General features: G+C 44.9%; 25 protein-coding genes. All 25 read left to right on the top strand.

Going from position 1 to position 21,322, the window contains the following annotated elements:
• Window positions 1–33 precede the first annotated feature (33 nt).
• The 25 genes from L7E55_RS03525 to pheT all read left to right on the top strand — a co-directional run bounded on the left by L7E55_RS03525 (window position 34) and on the right by pheT (window position 21,316).
• On the top strand, window positions 34–609 hold the full coding sequence (locus L7E55_RS03525) for a hypothetical protein (protein WP_277442672.1): 576 nt from the start codon (window positions 34–36) through the stop codon (window positions 607–609).
• Window positions 593–2,080: an AAA family ATPase gene (locus L7E55_RS03520; RefSeq protein WP_277442671.1), complete on the top strand. Its 1,488-nt coding sequence runs from the start codon at window positions 593–595 to the stop codon at window positions 2,078–2,080. Before L7E55_RS03525 ends, L7E55_RS03520 begins: the two co-directional genes overlap by 17 nt.
• A 160-nt stretch (window positions 2,081–2,240) precedes the next feature.
• Window positions 2,241–3,479: a competence/damage-inducible protein A gene (locus L7E55_RS03515; protein WP_277442670.1), complete on the top strand. Its 1,239-nt coding sequence runs from the start codon at window positions 2,241–2,243 to the stop codon at window positions 3,477–3,479.
• A gap of 150 nt (window positions 3,480–3,629) precedes the next feature.
• Window positions 3,630–4,646: a recombinase RecA gene (gene recA / locus L7E55_RS03510; protein ID WP_420852003.1), complete on the top strand. Its 1,017-nt coding sequence runs from the start codon at window positions 3,630–3,632 to the stop codon at window positions 4,644–4,646.
• Window positions 4,636–5,094, top strand: coding sequence for a regulatory protein RecX (locus L7E55_RS03505; RefSeq protein ID WP_277442668.1), 459 nt, complete (start codon window positions 4,636–4,638; stop codon window positions 5,092–5,094). Before recA ends, L7E55_RS03505 begins: the two co-directional genes overlap by 11 nt.
• Before the next feature lie 326 nt (window positions 5,095–5,420).
• A complete protein-coding gene (rny, locus tag L7E55_RS03500) occupies window positions 5,421–6,959 on the top strand; it encodes a ribonuclease Y (protein WP_277442667.1) in 1,539 nt (512 codons plus the stop codon).
• Between the two features lie 166 nt (window positions 6,960–7,125).
• On the top strand, window positions 7,126–7,656 hold the full coding sequence (locus L7E55_RS03495; protein WP_420852001.1) for a hypothetical protein: 531 nt from the start codon (window positions 7,126–7,128) through the stop codon (window positions 7,654–7,656).
• Window positions 7,657–7,671: 15 nt separating this feature from the next.
• The gene (locus tag L7E55_RS03490) at window positions 7,672–8,451 is read left to right on the top strand and encodes a TIGR00282 family metallophosphoesterase (RefSeq protein WP_277442665.1); all 780 of its coding nucleotides are present in this window, start codon (window positions 7,672–7,674) and stop codon (window positions 8,449–8,451) included.
• Between the two features lie 147 nt (window positions 8,452–8,598).
• On the top strand, window positions 8,599–8,859 hold the full coding sequence (locus L7E55_RS03485; protein WP_134217659.1) for a stage V sporulation protein S: 261 nt from the start codon (window positions 8,599–8,601) through the stop codon (window positions 8,857–8,859).
• A 97-nt stretch (window positions 8,860–8,956) separates the two neighbouring features.
• Complete coding sequence (locus tag L7E55_RS03480; protein WP_277442664.1) at window positions 8,957–9,940, top strand: dipeptidase; 984 nt, start codon at window positions 8,957–8,959, stop codon at window positions 9,938–9,940.
• 110 nt (window positions 9,941–10,050) lie between these two features.
• A complete protein-coding gene (locus tag L7E55_RS03475) occupies window positions 10,051–10,869 on the top strand; it encodes a PHP domain-containing protein (RefSeq protein WP_277442663.1) in 819 nt (272 codons plus the stop codon).
• Window positions 10,870–11,001: 132 nt separating this feature from the next.
• The gene (locus tag L7E55_RS03470; RefSeq protein WP_420852002.1) at window positions 11,002–11,247 is read left to right on the top strand and encodes a translation initiation factor 2; all 246 of its coding nucleotides are present in this window, start codon (window positions 11,002–11,004) and stop codon (window positions 11,245–11,247) included.
• 158 nt (window positions 11,248–11,405) lie between these two features.
• On the top strand, window positions 11,406–11,819 hold the full coding sequence (locus tag L7E55_RS03465) for a DUF3842 family protein (RefSeq protein WP_277442661.1): 414 nt from the start codon (window positions 11,406–11,408) through the stop codon (window positions 11,817–11,819).
• Between the two features lie 80 nt (window positions 11,820–11,899).
• Window positions 11,900–12,481: a bifunctional adenosylcobinamide kinase/adenosylcobinamide-phosphate guanylyltransferase gene (gene cobU, locus L7E55_RS03460; RefSeq protein ID WP_277442660.1), complete on the top strand. Its 582-nt coding sequence runs from the start codon at window positions 11,900–11,902 to the stop codon at window positions 12,479–12,481.
• 21 nt (window positions 12,482–12,502) lie between these two features.
• Window positions 12,503–13,249, top strand: coding sequence for an adenosylcobinamide-GDP ribazoletransferase (cobS, locus tag L7E55_RS03455; protein WP_277442659.1), 747 nt, complete (start codon window positions 12,503–12,505; stop codon window positions 13,247–13,249).
• Window positions 13,250–13,390: 141 nt separating this feature from the next.
• Window positions 13,391–14,023 carry an alpha-ribazole phosphatase gene (gene cobC, locus L7E55_RS03450; protein WP_277442658.1) on the top strand — a complete coding sequence of 211 codons (633 nt, stop codon included), beginning with the start codon at window positions 13,391–13,393 and terminating at the stop codon, window positions 14,021–14,023.
• A 49-nt stretch (window positions 14,024–14,072) separates the two neighbouring features.
• The gene (locus L7E55_RS03445; protein ID WP_420852000.1) at window positions 14,073–14,306 is read left to right on the top strand and encodes a helix-turn-helix domain-containing protein; all 234 of its coding nucleotides are present in this window, start codon (window positions 14,073–14,075) and stop codon (window positions 14,304–14,306) included.
• Between the two features lie 235 nt (window positions 14,307–14,541).
• The gene (infC, locus tag L7E55_RS03440) at window positions 14,542–15,057 is read left to right on the top strand and encodes a translation initiation factor IF-3 (RefSeq protein ID WP_277442730.1); all 516 of its coding nucleotides are present in this window, start codon (window positions 14,542–14,544) and stop codon (window positions 15,055–15,057) included.
• 16 nt (window positions 15,058–15,073) lie between these two features.
• On the top strand, window positions 15,074–15,265 hold the full coding sequence (gene rpmI, locus L7E55_RS03435) for a 50S ribosomal protein L35 (RefSeq protein WP_277442657.1): 192 nt from the start codon (window positions 15,074–15,076) through the stop codon (window positions 15,263–15,265).
• A 42-nt stretch (window positions 15,266–15,307) separates the two neighbouring features.
• The gene (rplT, locus tag L7E55_RS03430; protein WP_277442656.1) at window positions 15,308–15,661 is read left to right on the top strand and encodes a 50S ribosomal protein L20; all 354 of its coding nucleotides are present in this window, start codon (window positions 15,308–15,310) and stop codon (window positions 15,659–15,661) included.
• A gap of 149 nt (window positions 15,662–15,810) precedes the next feature.
• Entirely contained in the window at window positions 15,811–16,458 is a 648-nt protein-coding gene (locus L7E55_RS03425) for a potassium channel family protein (protein WP_277442655.1), read from the top strand.
• A gap of 11 nt (window positions 16,459–16,469) precedes the next feature.
• The gene (locus tag L7E55_RS03420; RefSeq protein ID WP_277442654.1) at window positions 16,470–17,273 is read left to right on the top strand and encodes a TrmH family RNA methyltransferase; all 804 of its coding nucleotides are present in this window, start codon (window positions 16,470–16,472) and stop codon (window positions 17,271–17,273) included.
• A gap of 108 nt (window positions 17,274–17,381) precedes the next feature.
• Window positions 17,382–17,474 carry a YqzL family protein gene (locus tag L7E55_RS03415; protein ID WP_277442653.1) on the top strand — a complete coding sequence of 31 codons (93 nt, stop codon included), beginning with the start codon at window positions 17,382–17,384 and terminating at the stop codon, window positions 17,472–17,474.
• A gap of 339 nt (window positions 17,475–17,813) precedes the next feature.
• Window positions 17,814–18,836: a phenylalanine--tRNA ligase subunit alpha gene (gene pheS, locus L7E55_RS03410; RefSeq protein WP_277442652.1), complete on the top strand. Its 1,023-nt coding sequence runs from the start codon at window positions 17,814–17,816 to the stop codon at window positions 18,834–18,836.
• Window positions 18,837–18,895: 59 nt separating this feature from the next.
• Window positions 18,896–21,316: a phenylalanine--tRNA ligase subunit beta gene (gene pheT / locus L7E55_RS03405; RefSeq protein ID WP_277442651.1), complete on the top strand. Its 2,421-nt coding sequence runs from the start codon at window positions 18,896–18,898 to the stop codon at window positions 21,314–21,316.
• Window positions 21,317–21,322 lie beyond the last annotated feature (6 nt).

The following is a 21,322-nucleotide window of genomic DNA, read 5'->3' as shown; positions in this document are numbered from 1 at the left end:
ATAGCATTCCAAACATTCGGAAAGGGGATCGCCATGCAATGGCAAGGTTTAAAGATACCGGTAATTATCTTCTCGCTATTGGCAGGGCTTGTTGTTATCTTCAGCGTCCAGTGGGTTTATCAAAAATACAGTTTTCAAAATCCCTTAAATATGGTTTTGTCCAGTAATGAGGCTGTCGAATCTTATCAAATAAGCACCGAGGGCAAACAGGTCAAGATAACGCTGACATTTAAAGACACTGCGGATTTGATGCAGTCATATAATGAACTGCAGAAAGAGCTAACCCAAAAAATGGGCCAGCGGCCTTACTATCTCGTGTTGAAAGACAACAGGGATGACAGTTTGCAACAGGTGTGGTACAACAGTCAGTTTGCCGTTTACCAGGCGATTGCCCAGGGAAGTTACCGGAGTATGGCGGAAGAGATCAAACGGGAGGCCGGTGCGGCAGGAGCTGAGGCGAAAATTAATATTGACGAAAAGAACATTTACATCAGATTAAAAAAAGATGGGCGGACCCTAGACGAGGTGATTGCCAGGGATACAGGGCAGCCTAATGGCAGCATTAAGGCGCCCCTTGCCGGAGGTGGAACAAATGCTCAAGGAAATTAGCATAGGGTTGAGTCTTGCCCTGATAGTTTCCATGATAATCATGGGCTATGATGTAACACCTTTTTTATTTGTTTTGGCTGCCGGCGGCGGACTTTATTATGTTGCCAGGATGAGGGGCATGGTCGGCGCCAAAAATTTTGACAGCCCGGTAGGCGCGGGGCGTTACGAAATTTCCTTCAGTGATATTGGCGGGCAATTCTCAGCAATCCATGAATTGCGCGAGGCTTTAGACTTTATTAAAAACCACCAGAGCATTAGAAGTTTGGGTATTCGCCCGCTTAAGGGTATCCTGCTTACGGGGCCGCCCGGAACCGGCAAGACGCTGATGGCTAAGGCCGCGGCTAGTTATACAGACGCTGTCTTTATAGCTGCTTCCGGATCGGAATTTATTGAAATGTATGCGGGAGTCGGCGCTCAACGAGTAAGAAAATTGTTTCAAACAGCAAGAGATTCAGCACCCCGCCAAAAAAAGAATTATGCCTTGATTTTCATAGATGAAATTGAAATCTTGGGCGGCAAGCGTGGACAAACTACCAGTCATTTGGAGTATGATCAGACTCTAAACCAGCTCCTTGTGGAAATAGACGGTCTGAAAGTTGATGATAACGTGAGGATATTGCTTGTAGCCGCCACTAACCGGTCTGACATGCTTGACCCGGCGCTTATGCGGCCGGGGCGTTTTGACCGGATTGTTAAAGTTGACCTGCCTGACAAAGACGGCAGGCTGGAGATCCTAAAAATTCATACAAGAAACAAACCACTGGCTGAAGATGTGAAATTGAACGTAATTGCCAGGGAAACTTTTGGTTTTTCAGGCGCCCACTTGGAGAGCCTGGCAAACGAAGCGGCTATCCTGGCTATGCGCGAAAAATCATCGGTAATAAAGCAACATCATTTTAACGAGTCAATTGATAAGGTAATGATGGGCGGAAAGCTGGATAAACGTCCGTCAGAGGCTGAAATGAAGCGAATAGCCATTCATGAGATTGGCCATGCTTTGATTAGCGAACATGTCCGGGCAGGTTCTGTTTCCACCCTGACCATTACCCCCCGCGGTGATGCTCTGGGGTATATGCGCCAGACCCCGGAAGATGATACTTACTTGTATACTAAAGATTACCTTGAGAATCAAATTTCTGTTATGCTGGCAGGCGCGGTTGCTGAGGAAACCATCTTGGGTAACCACAGCACTGGTTCCGCCAATGACTTTGAACAAGCAATGCGCACAGCCGAGACAATGTTGCGTTCAGGCATGTCGGATTTGGGCGTAATAAGCTTTGACAATCTTCCCCAGGAATTAAAACACAATACTCTGACCGGCATAATACAGGAGCAGGAGCAACGGGTAAAAAAACAAATTTCGGAAGCGCGACAGGTATTTAAAAAAATTTCAGAAATCCTGTTGGAAAATGAAAAAATCACTGGGGAGCAATTCCGTAAAGTCATCGGGGAATATAATGCGCTGAATTAATTATTTTCAACATATTATCCATAAATATTATCCATTAGGTAAACGGATCGGCCTGAATAATTTTCGAGCTGATCCGTTTCCTCTTAGTATATTGAGCCTACTGTATCGTTTCAGTTTATGCTATAATTTGACTTGAAAGTTAATATCGGGGTGTGATGATTTGAAAGCAGAACTTATTTTTACCGGTTCGGAACTTACCCAGGGCCGTATTGTGAACAGCCATGCCCAGTATTTAGGAAGATGGTTGTCAGAGCTTAATTTTGATGTCGCATTGCATATCACGGTAGGAGATCATTTCGAAAGACTGGAGCAGGTTGTCAGGCAGGCGCTGGAACGGTCTGATTTAATACTAATCACCGGGGGACTTGGTCCGACCACGGACGATCTTACCAAGGATACTGTCGCTCACGTGCTTGGCTTGCCCCTGGTCCTTGATGAAAAATCGCTGGACGGGATTAGGAATTTTTTTGACCGCCGCGGCATGACCATGCCGGAATCAAATATCAGGCAGGCCTATATTCCGCAAGGAGCAACCATTTTACCAAATAAACGGGGAACCGCGCCCGGCATATTAATTGAAAAGGGAAATAAAATTATTGCTCTTTTGCCCGGGCCGCCGCACGAATTGACTGCAATGTTTGAGGATACTCTAATGCCTATTTTGTCCCAAAAAGCCGGTTCCGGGGCGGTTACCCGGTTTAAAGCAATCAAAGTTACCGGTATTTCCGAGTCAGCTGTTCAGGATCTGATTAAAGACCTGGGCGGGCAAGGTAATCCAGGCATCACTTATTTAGCCAGCCCGGGCCAGGTGCAAGTGCGGATAACTGCGCAAGCGGCAAGTGCGGAACAAGCTGAAAAGATGGTGGAAGAACTATCGGAAAAGGTAAGTTGTCGTCTTAAAGATTATATTTTTGGTTATGGTGATGAAAATATAGAGGTTATTGTTGGTAAACAACTGCTTGATAAAGGGATGTCAATAGGTGTGGCAGAATCGTGCACCAGCGGATTAATTGCCGCGAGGTTGACTGACATTCCCGGTAGTTCAGCATACTTTATAGGTGGTGTGGCTGCGTACAGCAATGAGGTGAAAAAAGCGATCCTCGGAGTGGCCCCCGACATAATTGACTCGCACGGGGCCGTCAGTAAAGAGACGGCAGTGGCTATGGCTGAAGGTGTGCGGAACCTGATTCACACAAGCCTGGGTCTTGCCGTAACAGGTATCGCCGGGCCGGATGGCGACACTCCGAACAAACCAATAGGGTTGGTTTATATTGCCCTGGCGTCGGAAAAGGGCGCCTCTTACCGGAAGTTCCACTTTCCCGGTAACCGGCTGGCTGTAAGAATGGGTACAGTTAATGCCGCGTTAAGTATGGTAAGGTCTTTCCTTCAAGAAAAATAATAAGATGATCTGATTATTGTTATTGACACAAACCAAAAAGCGCCATATAATTAATTAATGGACCGAACATGTGTTCATGCCGTAAAAATAACACCCTAAAATGGAGGTAATATTTTGTCGGATAAACAAAAAGCTTTAGAACTGGCGCTTATGCAAATAGAACGGCAATTCGGCAAGGGTTCGATCATGAAGCTGGGGGAAGCCTCCGCTAATTTAAATGTAGAGGTTATTCCAACAGGCACTTTGGCGCTGGATATCGCTCTTGGCATCGGAGGAGTGCCGCGCGGCAGGGTTATAGAGATATTTGGACCGGAGTCTTCCGGGAAAACAACTGTGGCTTTGCACATCATCGCCGAGGCACAGAAGACAGGTGGGGCAGCGGCTTTCATCGATGCCGAGCACGCCCTCGATCCGTCGTATGCAAGGAACCTGGGCGTCGATATTGAGAACCTGCTGGTGTCCCAGCCGGATACCGGCGAACAGGCGCTGGAAATTGCCGAGGCTTTGGTGCGCAGCGGGGCTATAGATGTCATCGTTATTGATTCTGTGGCTGCCCTGGTACCCCGTGCTGAGATTGAGGGGGAGATGGGAGACTCACACGTCGGATTGCAGGCGCGGCTAATGTCTCAGGCGCTGCGGAAGCTCACCGGATCGATCAGTAAGTCGCACACTACAGTGGTCTTTATTAATCAAATCAGGGAAAAAGTTGGCATAATGTACGGCTCGCCTGAAACTACCACCGGGGGGCGCGCCTTGAAATTCTACGCTTCGATTCGCATGGAGGTGCGTAAACAGGAAAATATCAAGCAAGGCGCTGATATTATTGGGAGCCGCACCAGAGTCAAGGTGGTGAAAAATAAAATGGCTCCTCCTTTTAAACAGGCTGATTTCGATATTATGTACGGAACGGGAATATCCAAAGAAGGCAGCATTCTGGATATCGCCGCTGATTTAAACATAATCAACAAAAGCGGGGCATGGTATTCTTATAATGATGAAAGACTCGGCCAAGGACGGGAAAATGTCAAGGAATTCTTGAAAGAGCATCCGGACATAGCTAGAGAAGTTGAACAAAAAGTTCGCATAGCTCAAAATCTTGCAAGTGTTAAAGACACGCCTTTAATTGTAGGGATAGCAGAAGGCAATTTGAGTAATAATGAAAAGTGAATTTGAAAAAGCCAGGTCTTTAGCCTTACGGATGTTGGTTTTTCGCCGGCGTTCCAAGCATGAGTTGGAACAGTGTCTGAAGCGAAAGGGTTTTAGTCCTGAAGTGTCACGACCAGTTTTAGATGTTTTGGGAGAGTACGGCTATATTGATGATATGGAATTTGCCCGCTGTTGGGTAAACCAGAGGCTAGGCAAAAGAGGGCTTAGGGGGTTAAAGCAAGAACTGCGGGGTAAAGGGATCTGTACTAGTATTATTGACGATATTCTGGGTGAACTTGGGTTTGATAAGGAATATCATGCTGCCATGAAACTAGTTGAAAAAGAAATGTTGCGGAGTAGCGGGGCATACAATCTGCCGCGGCTGGTAAGTTTGCTTAACAGGCGTGGTTTTACGTGTGAAGTAATTAATAAGATCCAACATAAAGTCAAAGATGGCGAGAGATATTGAATTTATACTCCTGAGGTCTTAAATGCCTGGTTTTAGCTTGACATTTTTTAAAGAAACCTGTACAATTTAATTTGGGAGAAAATAGAATTAGATACTACTATGTACGGGTTTTATTATAGATAAAATCCAATAATTTATTTCTAAGGTCGAAGTCCGGTTTGGTTTTACTTAAACCGGATTTAGGAAGGTACCTATTTTGAGGTTTTTTTCTTTCCGTGATCTGGACAAGAATAAAAAGTAGTATCAGTTCATTTTCTACCGAGTTATACTCGGTTTTTTTTTGTTGCCATACAAAATTTAATAAAAAAAGGGGGTGAAAAAAAGTATTGGAATTTAATTTAATTATAATTATTATAGGATCTGCATTGGCAGCTTTTGTAATAGGATATTTCCTGAGAAAATACCTGGCTGAAGCTAAAATTACTTCCGCTGAGAACGAGGCAAAGAAAATACTGGAGGAAGCTGAAAAGAATGCTGAAGCGAAAAAGCGGGAAGCAATTCTGGAGTCCAAAGAAGAGGTTCTAAAACTACGTAATGAAGTGGAGAGAGAGAACCGGGAGCGCAGATCGGAACTTCAAAGACTGGAACGCAGGTTAGTTCAGAAGGAAGAAAATCTGGACCGCAAAGCTGACTCAATAGAAAAAAAGGAGGATGTTCTGAGCCGGAAAGAAACAGAAATAGAAGCTGTTAAAAATCAACTTACGGAAGTATATAACAAGCAGCTAGGTGAATTGGAACGGATATCTGGCATGACATCTGAAGAAGCTAGACAGATCCTGCTTACCGATATTGAAAAAGAAATACAGCATGAAGTAGCAATAATGATAAAGGACATGGAAAACAAGGCTAAGGAAGAAGCGGAAAAGCGGGCTCGTGATGTTATTTCCTTAGCTATTCAGAGGTGTGCGGCGGATCATGTCGCTGAGGCTACAGTAGCTGTGATACCTTTACCCAGTGATGAAATGAAAGGGCGTATCATTGGACGCGAAGGTAGAAATATTCGCGCTTTTGAAACGCTCACAGGAATAGATCTTATTATTGATGATACACCGGAAGCTGTGATTTTGTCAGGTTTTGATCCGATCCGGAGAGAAGTGGCAAGGATTGCTCTGGAAAAATTGATCGTTGATGGCAGAATCCATCCGGCACGTATTGAGGAAATGGTTGAAAAAGCCCGAAAAGAGGTCAACAACCAAATTAGGGAGGCTGGAGAACAAGCGACTTTTGAAACAGGTGTGCACGGTATTCATCCGGAATTGGTTATTCTTTTGGGACGGCTGAAATTCCGTACAAGTTACGGCCAGAATGTATTAAAGCATTCAGTTGAAGTTGCCCACTTGGCTGGTCTAATGGCTTCTGAACTGGGTGTTGATATCCAAATGGCAAAAAGAGCCGGTTTATTACACGATATAGGCAAGTCGGTCGACCACGAAGTGGAAGGACCGCACGTGACTATCGGCGTTGACCTGGCTAAGAAATACAAGGAATCGCATGATATTGTTCATGCTATTGCCGCTCACCACGGAGACGAAGACCCGAAGACAACTATTGCTGTTCTTGTTCAGGCCGCCGACGCTATTTCCGCCGCACGACCGGGTGCACGCAGGGAAACGCTGGAAGCATACATCAAGCGCCTCACAAAACTTGAGGAGATTGCCAACTCCTTCGAGGGCGTCGAGAAATCCTACGCAATTCAAGCGGGACGTGAAGTTCGCATTATGGTTAAGCCTGATAAAATTGATGATATCGGCGCAATCAGGCTGGTACGGGATATCGCAAAAAGAATAGAAAACGAGTTGGATTATCCAGGTCAGATCAAAGTCGTGAGTATCCGGGAAACAAGGGTGGTTGAATACGCAAAATAAATAAAAAACGGCTCTACAAAGGGCCGTTTTTTATTCCTTGAAAAAAATATTTTCGTCGCCAAATTGTTCTTTGGAAAATATTTTTTAGACGCTTTGATTGAAAAAAAGCAGGAATCCTTTATAGGAAACAGAATCTATACATGTTTTAGTAGGTATTTTAGGGAAGGTGACTTTTTTGGGAGTTTGCTATAAAGGTAAAAATAACGATGTTAACAGCAGTGTCGGGTTGTTAATTTCAATTTTAGTCTGTTACCCGGAAGTGGCTGCTATAAACTTCGACCCTGAGAAACAGTTGTTAAGATTTACTTTTATGTATTCTAAGGTTTTAATTGATAATGAATTGAATGATTTAAAAGCAAGGCTGCTGAGTAGTATAGAAGTATACAACTTGCTGGAAGGCAAGGATAATAATGTTATTTTATTGAATAGTCAGATCTGTGATAATCTTACTATTATAGAAGTGCAGCGTGATGTAAATACCCTGGTTCAGGAAGAAATAACATTGATCGTGGAATTATTTCGTCAATATTTTAATAATAATCTTGTAACTGAAGGATACGATTATTATATCGAAGAAGAAATCGTTGCTCAGGAAGAAATGATCGGGCATATGCTTGAGAGGATGAAAGGCACCAGTCAAGACAAGTACCTGTTTGCTTTTCGCGAGGAAGGCAAGGTATTGGTGTTCGACAAATAAAGGAGGGTCAAAAACGTGCGTTTGTTGATGATCGGCGATGTTGTCGGGCGCCCTGGCAGAACAGCTGTGCAGGTTAACTTAACCGAATTGAAACATGAACATGAATTGGATATGGTTATTGCGAACGGTGAAAACGCCGCTGGTGGTAACGGCATCTCTAGAGAAACTGCCCAGGAATTATTTTCTGCCGGGGTAGATGTCCTCACAATGGGTAATCATGTCTGGAACAAAAAAGAGGCTTTAGAATACATTAACCATGAAAAACGAATAGTGCGGCCGGCAAATTACCCGCCCGGCACTCCGGGTAACGGCGTTAATATTTATGAAACAAGACGGAAGGTAAAAGTAGCAGTAATAAACCTCTCCGGCAGGGCTTTTATGCAAGCGATTGACTGTCCTTTCCGTAAGGTGGATGAGTTGTTAAAAAACTTGTCGGATAAAGCAAAAGTAATAGTTGTGGATTTTCATGCCGAGGCAACCTCGGAAAAAATTGCTATGGGGTGGTATCTTGCCGGGCGGGTTTCTGCGGTGTGCGGTACTCACACGCATGTACAGACTGCTGACGAACGTATCCTGCCGGGGGGCACTGCTTATATTACTGATTTAGGTATGACCGGTCCTTGTGAATCAGTGATCGGCGCTAAGAAGGAGATTGTAATTAAACGTTTCATAACCCAAATCCCCTTAAAATTTGAGGTCGCGTCCGGTCTTTTCCAGTTTAACGGTGTAATTATTGAAATTGATGAAATTACAGGAGAAGCAGTGTCGATTAGTAGGATTCAAAACTATGAGTAACCTAGCTTTTGTTTTTAATTAAACATTTTTCATTAAGTAAAGAGGTATTTTCCAACTGCTCGCGAATATATTTTTTATACAGGAAGTTCAGGGTGACAAATCATTGCAGCATATTTATATATATATGGTAATGAAGGAGGTAGCTAAATGGATGTCTTAAAAGTTTCAGCAAAATCTAATCCAAATTCTGTTGCCGGTGCCCTGGCTGGTGTGCTTCGGGAGCGGGGTTGTGCCGAAATGCAGGCAATCGGAGCAGGCGCGCTAAACCAGGCAGTTAAAGCTGTAGCGATAGCCAGAGGATTTGTAGCTCCCAGTGGTGTTGACTTAATTTGTATACCTGCGTTTACTGATATCATTATTGACGGGGAAGAGAGAACTGCCATTAAATTAATTGTTGAACCGAGATAAATATTATATTTACATCTGGTTGGTTAGATCCTGTTTATTTATTATCTATAAACAGGGTTTTTTATTGTTAAGCGAATTAGTTCTTGGAGGAAGAATTTTGGAAAAAATAATTAATAAAAAAGCTGAAGCTTTACATAATGAAAGTATCGTGTTGGATACCCATTGCGATGCGCTTACCGCCATGCTTGATGAGGGTAGGCCGCTCGCCGGTTGTTCGGGCCTTGGTCACATTGATCTGCCTCGTCTGAAAGTTGGGAAGGTAAATGTTCAGTTCTTTGCCGCGTTTATTGCTCCGGAATACAAAAATGTGGCAACCAAGCGAGCGTTAGAACTAATTGATTTATTTCATCGGGAGATGGAAAACAATAATGATGTAATCTCACATGTAAAAAGTATTGGTGAAATTGATCAGGCAATAATGTCCGGTAAGATTGCCGCCTTCCTTTCTATTGAGGGAGGCGAGGCCCTGGCAGGGAGTCTTGGAGTTTTACGTGTTTTTTACAGGTTGGGGGTTCGCAGCATTACCCTGACCTGGAATGGGCGTAATGAATTGGGTACCGGTGTTGGAGAAGATTGTCCAGAAGAGGGATTGACAGAGTTTGGAACAGCGGTTGTGGAAGAAATGAATGAACTGGGTTTGCTGGTTGATGTGTCCCACCTGTCTGAACAAGGTTTTTGGGATGTCATAAAAACGTCACGGCAGCCGGTAATTGCTTCTCATTCTAACTGCAGGGCACTTTGCGACCACCCCCGGAATTTAACTGATGAGCAAATCAAAGCTCTCGCAGGGCATGGGGGGGTAATGGGGGTTACTTTCGTTCCTGACTTTCTTGGTGGCGAGAACCCTTCAGTAGATGATGTTCTTGATCATATTGAACATGTTATCGCGGTTGGCGGGCCGGACTGTGTGGGGATCGGCTCGGATTTTGACGGCACGGAGGAATTACCGGCAGGATTAGTTGATTGCTCGTGCTTGCCGGTGATAACAGCGGGTTTATTAGAACGGGGATATAATGAATTTGTTATTAAAAAGGTGCTCGGTGGCAACTTCATCAGGGTAATCCGGCAGGTAATTAAATAGGAGTCAGTAGTCAGTAATCAGGAGTCAGAATAAGAGAATGGTTTATGCTCCCGAAATATGCTGAATTCTGACTTCCGGGTTCTGAATACCTGAAAAGCAGGTGAATAATTGTGCCAGTGGATATGCATGTACATACGAGTGCCTCGGATGGCACGGACAGCCCCGTGGAGGTAGTAGCCCGTGCCAAAGAAATCGGTCTAGAGGCGATTGCGATTACAGATCATGATACGGTGGAAGGTATTAAACCAGCGATGGAAGCTGGTCATGTTTTTGGGATAGAAGTTATCCCCGGCATTGAGTTAAGTACAGAGTCAAATGAGGAAGAAATACACATTCTTGGTTATTTGCTGGACATTACTGATAAGGAATTTCTAAAAACAATTTCGTTGTTTCGCAGCTACAGATTAAAGCGCGTTGAGCAAATGGTTGGAAAGCTGCAGAAACTGGGTTTACCGGTTGTGATGGATAGAGTAATGGCCTTTTCAGGAACTGGTTCGGTTGGACGTCCACATTTAGCTGCGGCAATGGTTGAAGCAGGTGTAGTTAATGATTTGGCGGAGGCGTTTGATAAATTCATCGGCAAAGGATGTCCAGCATATGTTCCACGTTATAAGATAGAGCCGGCTGAAGCTGTTCAACTAATCCGGAAAGCTAATGGCTTACCTGTTTTAGCCCATCCCGGACTTAGTTATTCCAGCAAATCAATACTGGAGCTGGTCCAAAAGGGTTTAATCGGTATAGAAGCATATCACCCTTCGCACTCGAGGGAATTATCTGAATACTATCGAAAGTTGGGTGAAGAATATAATCTGATTATAACGGGCGGGTCAGATTACCACGGTGTAGGTCATAAAGAGGGTCAAGGTCTTGGAATGGTTACAGTATCTTATGCCGTGCTTCAGGAAATGAAAAATAGAAAAGGTACCTAATCCTTTAGAACAGCGCAGCATGGTCATAATGTCTATTTAATACTTCCCATGCATATACTAGCATTGGAATTCTGGTAAGGTGGTGTTGCATTGGAAGATAATGTTGATGTTTGTTACTTGAGGCGAAGGATAATGGAGTTGGAGGAAAAAGTTGAGCAACTCCGGCTTAGCCGGAGAGTGTTAATGAATTTAATCGAAAGAACTGAAAGGGAAAGAACCGGTTTCCTTAACAAATTGGAGAAGGAAAACCACAGGCTTCACCGGGATAATTGCCGCTATGCAAGGCGTTTGCTTGATAAAAATTTACGGATTGTTGAATTGGAGTCAAAATTAGGGAAAATGAGCTCCGGTGAACTTGCAACGGCCATGTTAAAATAGAAATTAATAACATATCCACAATTTTACACACAGTATGTTAATATTTGTTAGTTATCGTATTTTAACATTCATAACGGTAAAAAACTAAGACCCGAAGGGTCTTTATTTTCTGTCTAAATGTGGTATAATTCAATATGATTTTTTATTGGTGGTGGATTATGCGAATTGCGGTTATTGACGGGCAGGGCGGCGGTATAGGTAAACATATAACCGAAAGGCTGCGAAGGGATTTGCCGGAAGAAGTAGATCTCTTGGCGCTGGGAACCAATGCTTTGGCTACTTCAGTAATGTTGCGCGCAGGCGCGAATGAAGGCGCGACCGGTGAAAATGCCGTAGTTTTTAACACTGGAAGAGTTGATCTAATTGTTGGATCAATTAGTATTTTATTCGCCAATTCCATGCAGGGTGAATTAACGCCAAAAATGGCTGAGGCGATTGCCTCCAGCCCTGCCAGAAAGATCTTATTACCGTTAACCAGGGCAGGTGTCGACATAGTGGGGCTAAAGTCAGAACCACTGCCGCATTTGATCGAAGAATTAATAATAAAAGTTAAAGAAATCATTGAGCGCTAGTAAATTTCACGGGATATGCAATCAGATAGTCTTCCCCCGGCCAGGTGGGCACGGGGTTTATTATTACTAATTGGTGAAAAATGATGAAAGGCAAGCTAATCTTGATAATCGGCGGCGCTAGGAGCGGTAAAAGCAAGTTTGCCGAGAAGGTAGCTATTGGTTTAGGCAGCAAGATAACTTATATTGCAACCGCGGCATCGCTTGATGATGAAATGGCCGAACGAATCCGGCTGCATCAGGCCTTTAGGCCTAAAGACTGGATAACTGTTGAGGAACAGAAAAATGTAATTGAGGTAATGTTAAGTGGCTGTAAAGGCGATGTATTTCTGCTGGACTGTCTGACTTTATGGTTAACTAATATTCTACTGGATGACCAATTACCTGAGCCGGGAACAACGAAGTCAAAAAAAGAATTGTTTATCATGGAGCAAGCTGCCGGAATTGCTGATGTTGTTGAGTCAGGAGCACATCTAGTAGTTGTTTCAAATGAAGTAGGGATGGGTGTTGTCCCGGAATCGTCTTTGGGCAGGTCCTTTAGGGATCTGGCAGGCAAAGTCAATCAGGTTTTAGCCAGCAAAGCTGACCGTGTCTATCTTGTAATCGCCGGGCTTCCCCTGGAACTTAAATCTATTGCCCGGAACGATTCTGTGTTTGATATTTGAAAGAGCTTAGGGAGACATAATTTGAAAAGTATCCTGTTTGCTTTTTATCAACTTACCAGATTGCCTTTACCCACCATAAAATTTGATGAAGTCGCTTGTGGTAAGTCAACAGCGTTTTTCCCACTGGTGGGACTTACCCTTGGCGCGCTCATGGCTGTTTTAGACTGGGCGGTAAGGTTGCTTTTCCCTGTTAATGTCGAGGCGGCGCTGCTTGTCGTAGGAATGGTTGTTTTGACTGGCGGAGTGCACCTGGACGGCTTTATGGATAGTATTGACGGTTTATTTAGCGGTCGGTCAAGAGAAAGAAAATTGGATATTATGCATGATAGCAGGGTAGGCGCTTTTGGTGTTGTCGGGGTTGTGTGCCTGTTGCTTTTGAAATACAACTTATGGCTTGGTCTAACCGGCACTGAACTGACAAGGATTTTACTGATTGTACCGTCTTTAAGCCGCTGGGCCATGACATTTGCCATTACATTGTTTCCCTATGCCAGACCGGAAGGTTTGGGGAAAATATATGCGATTTATACAGGAACCAAAGAGTTGTCTGTGTCTACTTTAATAGCGGTTGCAATAACGGGGGTTTTATTTAGAGTACAAGGTTTCTGGCTTATCCTGGTTTGTGTTGTGCTCACCTGCCTGGCCGGCTTGTTGATAACGAAAAAGTTAGGTGGGCTTACAGGGGATATATATGGTTTTATCAATGAAGCAATGGAAGTAACGCTGTTGTTGGCAGTATATCCGGTGCTCAATATAAATAGAGTTTAATAGTATCGTAACTGCAGGAGTCAGAATTCAGGAGTCAGAATAAAAGAAAGGTACAGATATAGACGTTAATTATTTATAGTATATATCTGGAACCTAGCAATAAATCCAGGTTCTTCTGGAATGAATACTGGAGGGAGATTAATGACTTGCCGGATTTATTTTGTGCGGCACGGGGAAACATCATGGAATACCATAATGAAAATACAGGGCCACTCAGATGTCTTGCTATCTGACCGGGGGCGCGAGCAGGCGGGGATGTTGTCTCAACGCCTGGCCAGTGATAAAATCCATTGTTTTTATAGCAGCGATTTAACCAGGGCTTATGAAACAGCAAGGATTATCGCACAACCACATGGTATGGATGTAATTACAACTCCAGCATTAAGAGAGCTGAATTTTGGTGTCTGGGAAGGTATGACCGTGAAGGAAATTGAGGAGGCATATCCCGGACAAATAAAGAGTTGGTGGAACAGACCTCTGGATACACGCATACCTCAAGGGGAAAATCTGTCAGAAATGGCGGAGCGTTGTGTAAACGAAGTGAAAAAGATTATTAAAAAGCATGATGGTGAAAAAGTTCTAGTAGTGGCTCATGGAGGGGCGATTCGCGCTATTATCTGTAGTGTGCTGGGGATTAACCTTAACGAGCAATGGCGTCTATTCTTGGATAATGCCTGTTTGAATCTGATTGATTTCCCGCAATGGGAAAAAGGTATATTGAAGTTATTAAATGATTGCAGCCATTTAACAACGCTAAAATGCTGTAATGGTTGATTTAAACTGACCGATGCTGGGTAGAATACTGAAAAAACGGGGTGAATAAATGGACAACATGGACTTTGTCACAGAAAGCCGTGTCCCCTGGAGCAGTGAGCCCAGTCTTAAAGAAATGACGGGTGAAGTCGGAGTGGACTTTGATCGATTTATTGAAGATCTTAAAGAAGATAAAACAGACGTTGAGATAGCTGCGGAGTTTGACGTCTCTGAAAAAATGATATATCACCTGCGGGAGCATTTTTACTCCCACGGCCTGGGATCGATTGAAGGTCAAGATTAACGTCTGTAAGCTTTTATTGACTTGGTAAATGTGATATGTTATAATACAGCCATTAAATGACAAATATTTAAAAGTAGAAGCCATCCGCTTCTCACCTTATGACGCGTTTTAGAAAACGCTGTCCATTAGGTTTCTTGAGAAATGATTAGCTTTTAGCGGGTGGGATTACGCCCGCTTTTTTATTTAAAATAGTCTTAGTTATCGTTTTTTATTTTTATTGGGAGGTGAACACGCTATCACAAAAGATTTCCGTGTCAATGAGGAGATCAGGGCTAAGGAAGTTAGGGTGATTGACAGCGAAGGCACCCAACTCGGTATTATGTCTGCCAGAGAGGCTCAACGCTTGGCCGAAGAAAGGCAACTTGATCTTGTGGAAGTGGCTCCTGCTGCGAAACCGCCGGTTTGCCGGATCATGGACATTGGCAAGTATAAGTACGAGCAGAGCAAACGGGAGAAGGAAGCCAGGAAAAAGCAGAAGATTGTCAGTATTAAAGAAGTTAAACTCCGGCCCAATATCGAAGATCATGATTTTGATGTAAAAGCCAAAAATGCTATCCGGTTTTTAAAAGATGGCGATAAAGTCAAGGCAACCATTATCTTCCGTGGACGTGAGATTGTCCATACTCAATTGGGTCAGAAATTACTTACTCGTCTGGCGGAGTACTTGGGAGAATTTTCAACGGTTGAAAGGCAGCCAAAATTAGAAGGAAAAAATATGATTATGATTCTAGCACCAAAACAGGATAACTAGGAAGGAGTGTATCGAATTGCCTAAAATAAAAACACACCGTGGGGCGGCAAAAAGATTTAAAAAAACGGCTACCGGGGAGTTTAAAGGTTCCCATTCTTTTCATAGCCATATCCTTGGCAAAAAGAGCGCCAAAAGAAAACGCAACCTACGCAAGGCAATTGTTGTCAGCGCTGTCGACGCCGGTCGCCTGAAAAGGCTGATTCCCTAACAATACCTGTATCGATTCGGTCATATAAAGGAGGAATTTCACATGCCACGGGCTAAAAGCAGTGTGGTTTCACATAGAAGACATAAGAAAGTATTAAAATTAGCCAAAGGTTACCGGGGTTCAAAAAGCAAACTTTACAGGGTTGCCAACCAGCAAGTGATGAAGTCGCTGGTTTATGCCTATCGCGACCGGAAAGCAAGAAAGCGTGATTTTAGAAAGCTTTGGATAGCAAGGATCAACGCGGCCGCCAGGATGAACGGAATCTCATACAGCCGCCTGATGAACGGTCTCAAACTGGCGGGTATTGAAATCAACAGAAAGTTACTGGCGGAAATGGCAATTAACGACTCACAATCCTTTGGCCGTCTGGTTGAGATGGCCAAAGCCAAACTCTAAGGATATTATAATTTAATAATGACAAAAAACATGATAACTATTATCATGTTTTTTTAAAAAAATAAAGTGCTTTGGAATATGCTCAGGTTTAAAAAAGGGCAGTGGAAGCTTGTGATATTTTTATATGTAGAGGGAAGAAGGAAGGAAATATGAAACAGTTGGCAGTGATTGGACTGGGGCGATTCGGCAGAAGTGTCGCGCTGACTCTGGCCAAAATGGGTTATGATGTCCTGGCGGTTGATACTAACGAAGAAAAAGTAAATGATATTAAAGATAGCGTAACCCATGCCGTCCAAGTAGACGCAATGGATGAACAGGCTTTAAAGGCGTTAGGTATACGCAACTTTGATGTGGTGATTGTGGCGATTGGACAGGATATTCAGTCAAACATACTGGTAACGGTGATGCTTAAAGACATGGGTGTAAAAAGAGTTGTGGCAAAAGCGGTTACAGAACTGCACGGAAAAGTTCTGGAAAGAATCGGAGCCGATAATGTGGTCTTCCCTGAGCGTGATATGGGGGTCAGGGTGGCTCACGCTTTGGTTTCCAAGAATATTCTTGACCAGATAAATCTTTCTTCGGATTATAGCATCGTTGAACTGATAACGCCGGAAGAATTTGCCGGAAAAACTCTGGAAGAGGCAGATGTCAGGATGAAACACGGGGTTACTGTGCTGGCAATCAGGCGCGGTAATGAAGTAATTATCTCCCCCGGAGCCAAACAGGTGATCAAATCTGGAGATGTCCTAGTAGTGGTGGGCCGGGCGGCAAAACTCAGGGATTTGGAGGAGAGGTAGGTTACCATAGGTTGATAAGCAGACAAAATCCCCGCATAAAATACTTGCGCCGCCTTGCAACTCGCCGCTTCAGGGATTTAGAAGGAAAGTTTCTGGTCGAAGGTACGCGTTTTGTGGAAGAAGCTTTGGAATCATCCTTTTCCGTGGAAATGCTAGTTTATTGCGAGAAGGCAATGTGTAATGCCCGTGGACAGGCATTGCTGGAAGCTGCGTCGGTTAGAGGCATATCTGTCTTGGAGGTGGAAGAGTCACTTTTTGAAGAGTTAGCTGATACTGTCACCCCACAGGGCATTTTGGCTGTTGTAAAGTGGCGGTGGTATAAGCTGAATGACCTGCATGCGGGAGTGAGACCCTGGCTGCTGGTGCTGGTTGACGGGGTTGCGGATCCGGGAAATCTGGGTACCATTGTGCGTTCGGCTGACGCGGCAGGCGCGGATGGCGTTATTCTTCTGAAAGGAACTGCCGATATATTCAACCCGAAAGCGTTGCGGGCAACCATGGGCTCAATTTTTCATATTCCGGTTATTCGTAACAGTGCGTTTGATGAAGTGGAAACATTTTTTAATCGTCATGGCATCAAACTTGTTGCCGGTATGCCACACGGCGGCAAGGTTATATTTGAAAGTAATTTGACTGAATCTTGCGCCTTGGTTGTCGGCAGTGAACCCAGGGGTCCCGGGGGAAATGTTATGTCCGCTGTGTTTGAACGCGTTCATATCCCGATGCCGGGCCGCGCTGAATCTTTAAATGTTGCGATATCGACAGCCATACTGCTGTACGAAGCTGTGCGCCAACGCAACTCAGTAAATAGTTAATAAATAATTCAGACATTTTTGATTGCAAACTTTCTTGTCATCAATTTTGGCGTATGGTATAATGACTAAAGAAAGGTCCCCAAAAAATTGAGGAAAGGTTGTGGTTAAATGCTTTTAACCGCCGAATTTTTTTGGAGGCTGTTCGAGGCAACAGGTTCAGTCAGGGCTTACATGCTTTACAGGAGGCTGGCAATACATTAGTTTTATAAATTAAACAAAAAATGGTGATGAAGGGGATAAGTAGATGTGCTATGTTCTTCAGGGAGGGTGGGTCAGTAGACTGAAAGCCCGCCTAGAATAATGTTCATTGAAATTCACCCCGGAACTGCAACTGAACGTGTCAATCAGTAGGTGCCGCCGGAACTTCCACCGTTATATGGAAGATAGTATCGGGTTTTATTCTGCCCCGTACCTGATAGGGTGGTTATCTCGGAAAACGGTCCGTCCCTGGAGGACGGTTTTTTTATTATTGAGAGTCGCTATAGGCGATTTTTTATTTTTATGCAATTATTGTATAATGCGCTAAAGGAGGTTGATTTGATGGAAGAGAAGCTACGGCGGATTGGCGCGGACGCTCTCCAGGACCTGTCGAGTGCCTGCACTCTTGAAGATTTGAATGATCTAAGGGTGAAATATTTAGGTAAAAAGGGTGAGCTAACCCAGGTAATGCGGGGTATGGGAGCGCTGAGCGCGGCGGAAAGGCCGCTTATCGGCCAGATTGCCAACGAAGTAAGGGCTTCCATAGAAAAAGAATTGGCTACGAGGACCTCTGCCCTGAAAAAACTGGCCAAGGAGCTACGTTTGAAAGATGAGGGGATTGATGTAACACTCCCCGGCTCGCCGGTACTGCGTGGCGGCAAGCACCCCCTTTCCATCGTGACGGAAGAGATCCAGAAGTTTTTTTTGGGGTTGGGATATAACATCGCTGAAGGGCCGGAAATAGAAACTGATTATTATAACTTTGAGGCGCTTAATTTGCCCAAAGATCACCCGGCGCGGGACATGCAGGATACTTTCTTTATCAGCAGCGACACATTATTACGCACTCAGACCTCGTCAGTACAAGTGCGCACCATGGAAAAAACAGCGCCAAATTTGCCGGTGAAAGTCATATCTCCCGGCAAGGTCTACCGGCGTGACGATGACGCTACTCATTCACCCATGTTTAGCCAAGTGGAAGGTCTGGCTATTGACCGCAGGATTACCTTCAGTGATCTTAAGGGGACGCTAGACCTTTTTATGAGGGAAATCTTTGGGCCAAAAACCAAAACACGTTTCCGACCCAGTTATTTTCCTTTTACCGAACCCAGCGCGGAAGTTGATATTTCCTGCGTTATGTGCGGCGGTAAGGGGTGCCGGGTTTGTTCGCACACAGGCTGGCTGGAGATCCTGGGCAGCGGTATGGTGCATCCGCGGGTGTTGGAAGTTTCCGGCTACAATTCGGAAGAGGTCACCGGCTTCGCCTTTGGACTTGGTGTGGAGCGAATTACCATGCTCAAATATGGCATTGATGACTTACGGATTTTATTCGAAAACGACTTGCGGTTTTTACGGCAGTTTTAATTAACTCTATATACGTAGTAATTAAGTTTTTATAAAGACCGATTCAGGAGGTATACACCGTGTACATATCTTATAATTGGTTGCAGGATTTTGTCGATCTTGATCTGCCGCCGCAAGAACTTGCCGAGCGTCTAACTCTCGCGGGTATTGCTGTGGAAAGTGTAACCGAATTGGGCAAGGATATTTCCGGGGTGGTAACAGGTCGAATTGAAACAATCAGCCCTCATCCCAATGCTGATAAGCTGGTTATCACCACTGTGAATACTGGTGAAGAAAAACTGCAAATAATTACAGCGGCTACAAATGTCAAGGAAGGCGATGTCATACCGGTAGCCCTGGAAGGGGCCAAATTGGCGGGGGGATTTGTGATTAAGCGGGCTAAACTCAGAGGAGTGGAGTCCCGTGGGATGATGTGCTCAGGCCAGGAGTTGGGAATTGACGCCAAAACAATGCCGGCTGATCAGGCCCATGGAATCATGATCTTGCCGCCGGGAACTCCACTTGGCCGTGACGCAAAAGAAATATTGGGTCTGAATGATTTCATCCTGGAGCTTGACCTGACGCCAAACCGCGGTGACTGCCTGTCAGTTATCGGAGTGGCGCGTGAAGTGGCTGCGTTGCTTGGACGTCCGTTCCGGCCGGTTGAACCGTCTTTCCCGGAGGCAGGGGAAAATATCGGCGGACAGGTCCGGGTAGATATAGACGAACCCGATTTATGCCGGCGTTACGTTGCGCGTTTAATTAAAAATGTCCGTGTGGGCCGTTCACCGTTGTGGATGCAGTCGCGCTTGCGCGCCGCCGGAATGAGGCCGATTAGTAACATTGTTGACGTTACCAACTATGTCATGCTGGAAATGGGCCAGCCCTTGCATGCTTTTGATTACGATAAACTTGTCGACCATCATATAATCGTCCGCAGGGCCAGAGAGGACGAGGAGATGGTTTCTCTGGACGATGTTTTGCGGAAATTAAATAAGGATATGCTGGTTATCACCGACCCGTCCGGGCCGGTCGCGGTCGCGGGAGTTATGGGCGGATTGTCCACAGAAGTGACAGATCAAACAACTTCGATATTGCTTGAGTCGGCTTATTTCAATCCGGTAAGCATCAGGCGGACTTCAAAAGCGCTTGGCTTGCGCTCCGAGGCATCCCTGCGTTTTGAAAAAGGAATCGATCTCGGCGGTTGTCTAATGGCGATTAACCGGGCCGCACAGCTTATTTATGATATGGACGCGGGCGAAGTTGTGACCGGTGTCGTTGACAACTATATCTCACCGGCAAACGAAAAAACGGTTATGTTCAGGCCAAAACGCGCAGCATATGTTCTTGGACTGGATATACCAAAGGAAAAGGCGTCTGATATCCTGTCCAGGCTTCATTTTAATGTACAGGATGCGGGCGAGGACCTGCTGGTTACCGTACCGACTTACCGGGTTGATGTGAGCATAGAGGAAGACCTTATTGAAGAAGTAGCCAGGATTCACGGTTATCACCAGATACCCGCCACCTTGCCGTTCGGATCTTCCAGCCATGGGGCTAAAACACGGGAACAGTCTTTCAAGACGTTGATTGCCGATGCCCTGGCCGGCGCCGGTTTTTATGAGGTGGTCACATATAGTTTTACCAACCCGCGGGTTTTTGATCTGATGAACCTGCCTGCGGACAGCCCGTTCAGGAATACTGTAAAAATACAGAACCCACTCAGTGAAGAACATTCAGTAATGCGTACGATGATGCTCCCCGGGTTGCTGGAGGTGCTATCTAGAAATTTCAACCGCAGGGTGCAAGATGGCGCTATTTTTGAACTTGGCACGGTATTTTTGCCTGGGGGTGACAACCATCCCCCGGAAGAACGGCCTGCCCTTGCGGCTGTGGCCATGGGAAAAGCGCCCGGGAATTGGAAGATGCAGTCACAGGAGTATGACTTCTATTTCTTGAAAGGTGTGCTGGAAAGTATTTTTAGTGATTTTGGAACAGAGGTTGTCAATTTCTATCCGGAAAACAACAATCCAAGTTTCCACCCCGGCAGGACGGCGGCATTGGATGCGGGTGGGCGCAAAATTGGCGTTATCGGTGAACTGCACCCGGATGTGCTGGAGAAATATGAGTTGCCTGAGAGAGTCGTGGCCTTTGAAATTGATTTTGAAAAATTATATGCTGTTTCAGGACAGCCGAAAGTATACAAACCGCTGCCGAAATTCCCCGGTGTCGAACGGGATTTGGCGATTGTGCTGAAAAGAGAAAACCGTACCGGTGATATCCTGGAAACAATCCGAAAAACCGGTGGAGAACTGCTTATATCTGTTTCGTTGTTTGATATTTACCAGGGTGAGCAAGTTCCCCAGGGTTATCAGAGCATGGCCTTCTCGCTGAAATTTCAGGCTGCGGACCGTACCCTCACTGACGCGGAAGTTAGTGAAGCAACTGATGCCATTGCCACAGAGTTATCCAACCGTTTTGGAGCGCAGCTAAGAGGTTGAAAAGCG

The organism is Pelotomaculum isophthalicicum JI (assembly GCF_029478095.1).
Classification (GTDB): Bacteria; Bacillota; Desulfotomaculia; order Desulfotomaculales; family Pelotomaculaceae; genus Pelotomaculum_D; species Pelotomaculum_D isophthalicicum.
Note: the sequence above shows the minus strand (reverse complement) of the source record. Positions and strands in the feature narration are given on the sequence as shown.

Excerpts from the sequence above, each read along its gene's own strand:
- L7E55_RS03520 (WP_277442671.1), top strand. The coding sequence starts at position 593 with ATGCTCAAGGAAATTAGCATAGGGTTGAGTCTTGCCCTGATAGTTTCC.
- pheS (WP_277442652.1), top strand. The coding sequence starts at position 17,814 with ATGGAAGAGAAGCTACGGCGGATTGGCGCGGACGCTCTCCAGGACCTG.
- L7E55_RS03445 (WP_420852000.1), top strand. The coding sequence starts at position 14,073 with ATGGACAACATGGACTTTGTCACAGAAAGCCGTGTCCCCTGGAGCAGT.
- cobU (WP_277442660.1), top strand. The coding sequence starts at position 11,900 with ATGATGAAAGGCAAGCTAATCTTGATAATCGGCGGCGCTAGGAGCGGT.
- recA (WP_420852003.1), top strand. The coding sequence starts at position 3,630 with ATGCAAATAGAACGGCAATTCGGCAAGGGTTCGATCATGAAGCTGGGG.
- L7E55_RS03485 (WP_134217659.1), top strand. The coding sequence starts at position 8,599 with ATGGATGTCTTAAAAGTTTCAGCAAAATCTAATCCAAATTCTGTTGCC.
- L7E55_RS03505 (WP_277442668.1), top strand. The coding sequence starts at position 4,636 with ATGAAAAGTGAATTTGAAAAAGCCAGGTCTTTAGCCTTACGGATGTTG.
- L7E55_RS03470 (WP_420852002.1), top strand. The coding sequence starts at position 11,002 with ATGGAGTTGGAGGAAAAAGTTGAGCAACTCCGGCTTAGCCGGAGAGTG.
- cobC (WP_277442658.1), top strand. The coding sequence starts at position 13,391 with ATGACTTGCCGGATTTATTTTGTGCGGCACGGGGAAACATCATGGAAT.
- L7E55_RS03465 (WP_277442661.1), top strand. The coding sequence starts at position 11,406 with ATGCGAATTGCGGTTATTGACGGGCAGGGCGGCGGTATAGGTAAACAT.
- L7E55_RS03415 (WP_277442653.1), top strand. The coding sequence starts at position 17,382 with ATGCTTTTAACCGCCGAATTTTTTTGGAGGCTGTTCGAGGCAACAGGT.
- L7E55_RS03425 (WP_277442655.1), top strand. The coding sequence starts at position 15,811 with ATGAAACAGTTGGCAGTGATTGGACTGGGGCGATTCGGCAGAAGTGTC.
- L7E55_RS03525 (WP_277442672.1), top strand. The coding sequence starts at position 34 with ATGCAATGGCAAGGTTTAAAGATACCGGTAATTATCTTCTCGCTATTG.
- rplT (WP_277442656.1), top strand. The coding sequence starts at position 15,308 with ATGCCACGGGCTAAAAGCAGTGTGGTTTCACATAGAAGACATAAGAAA.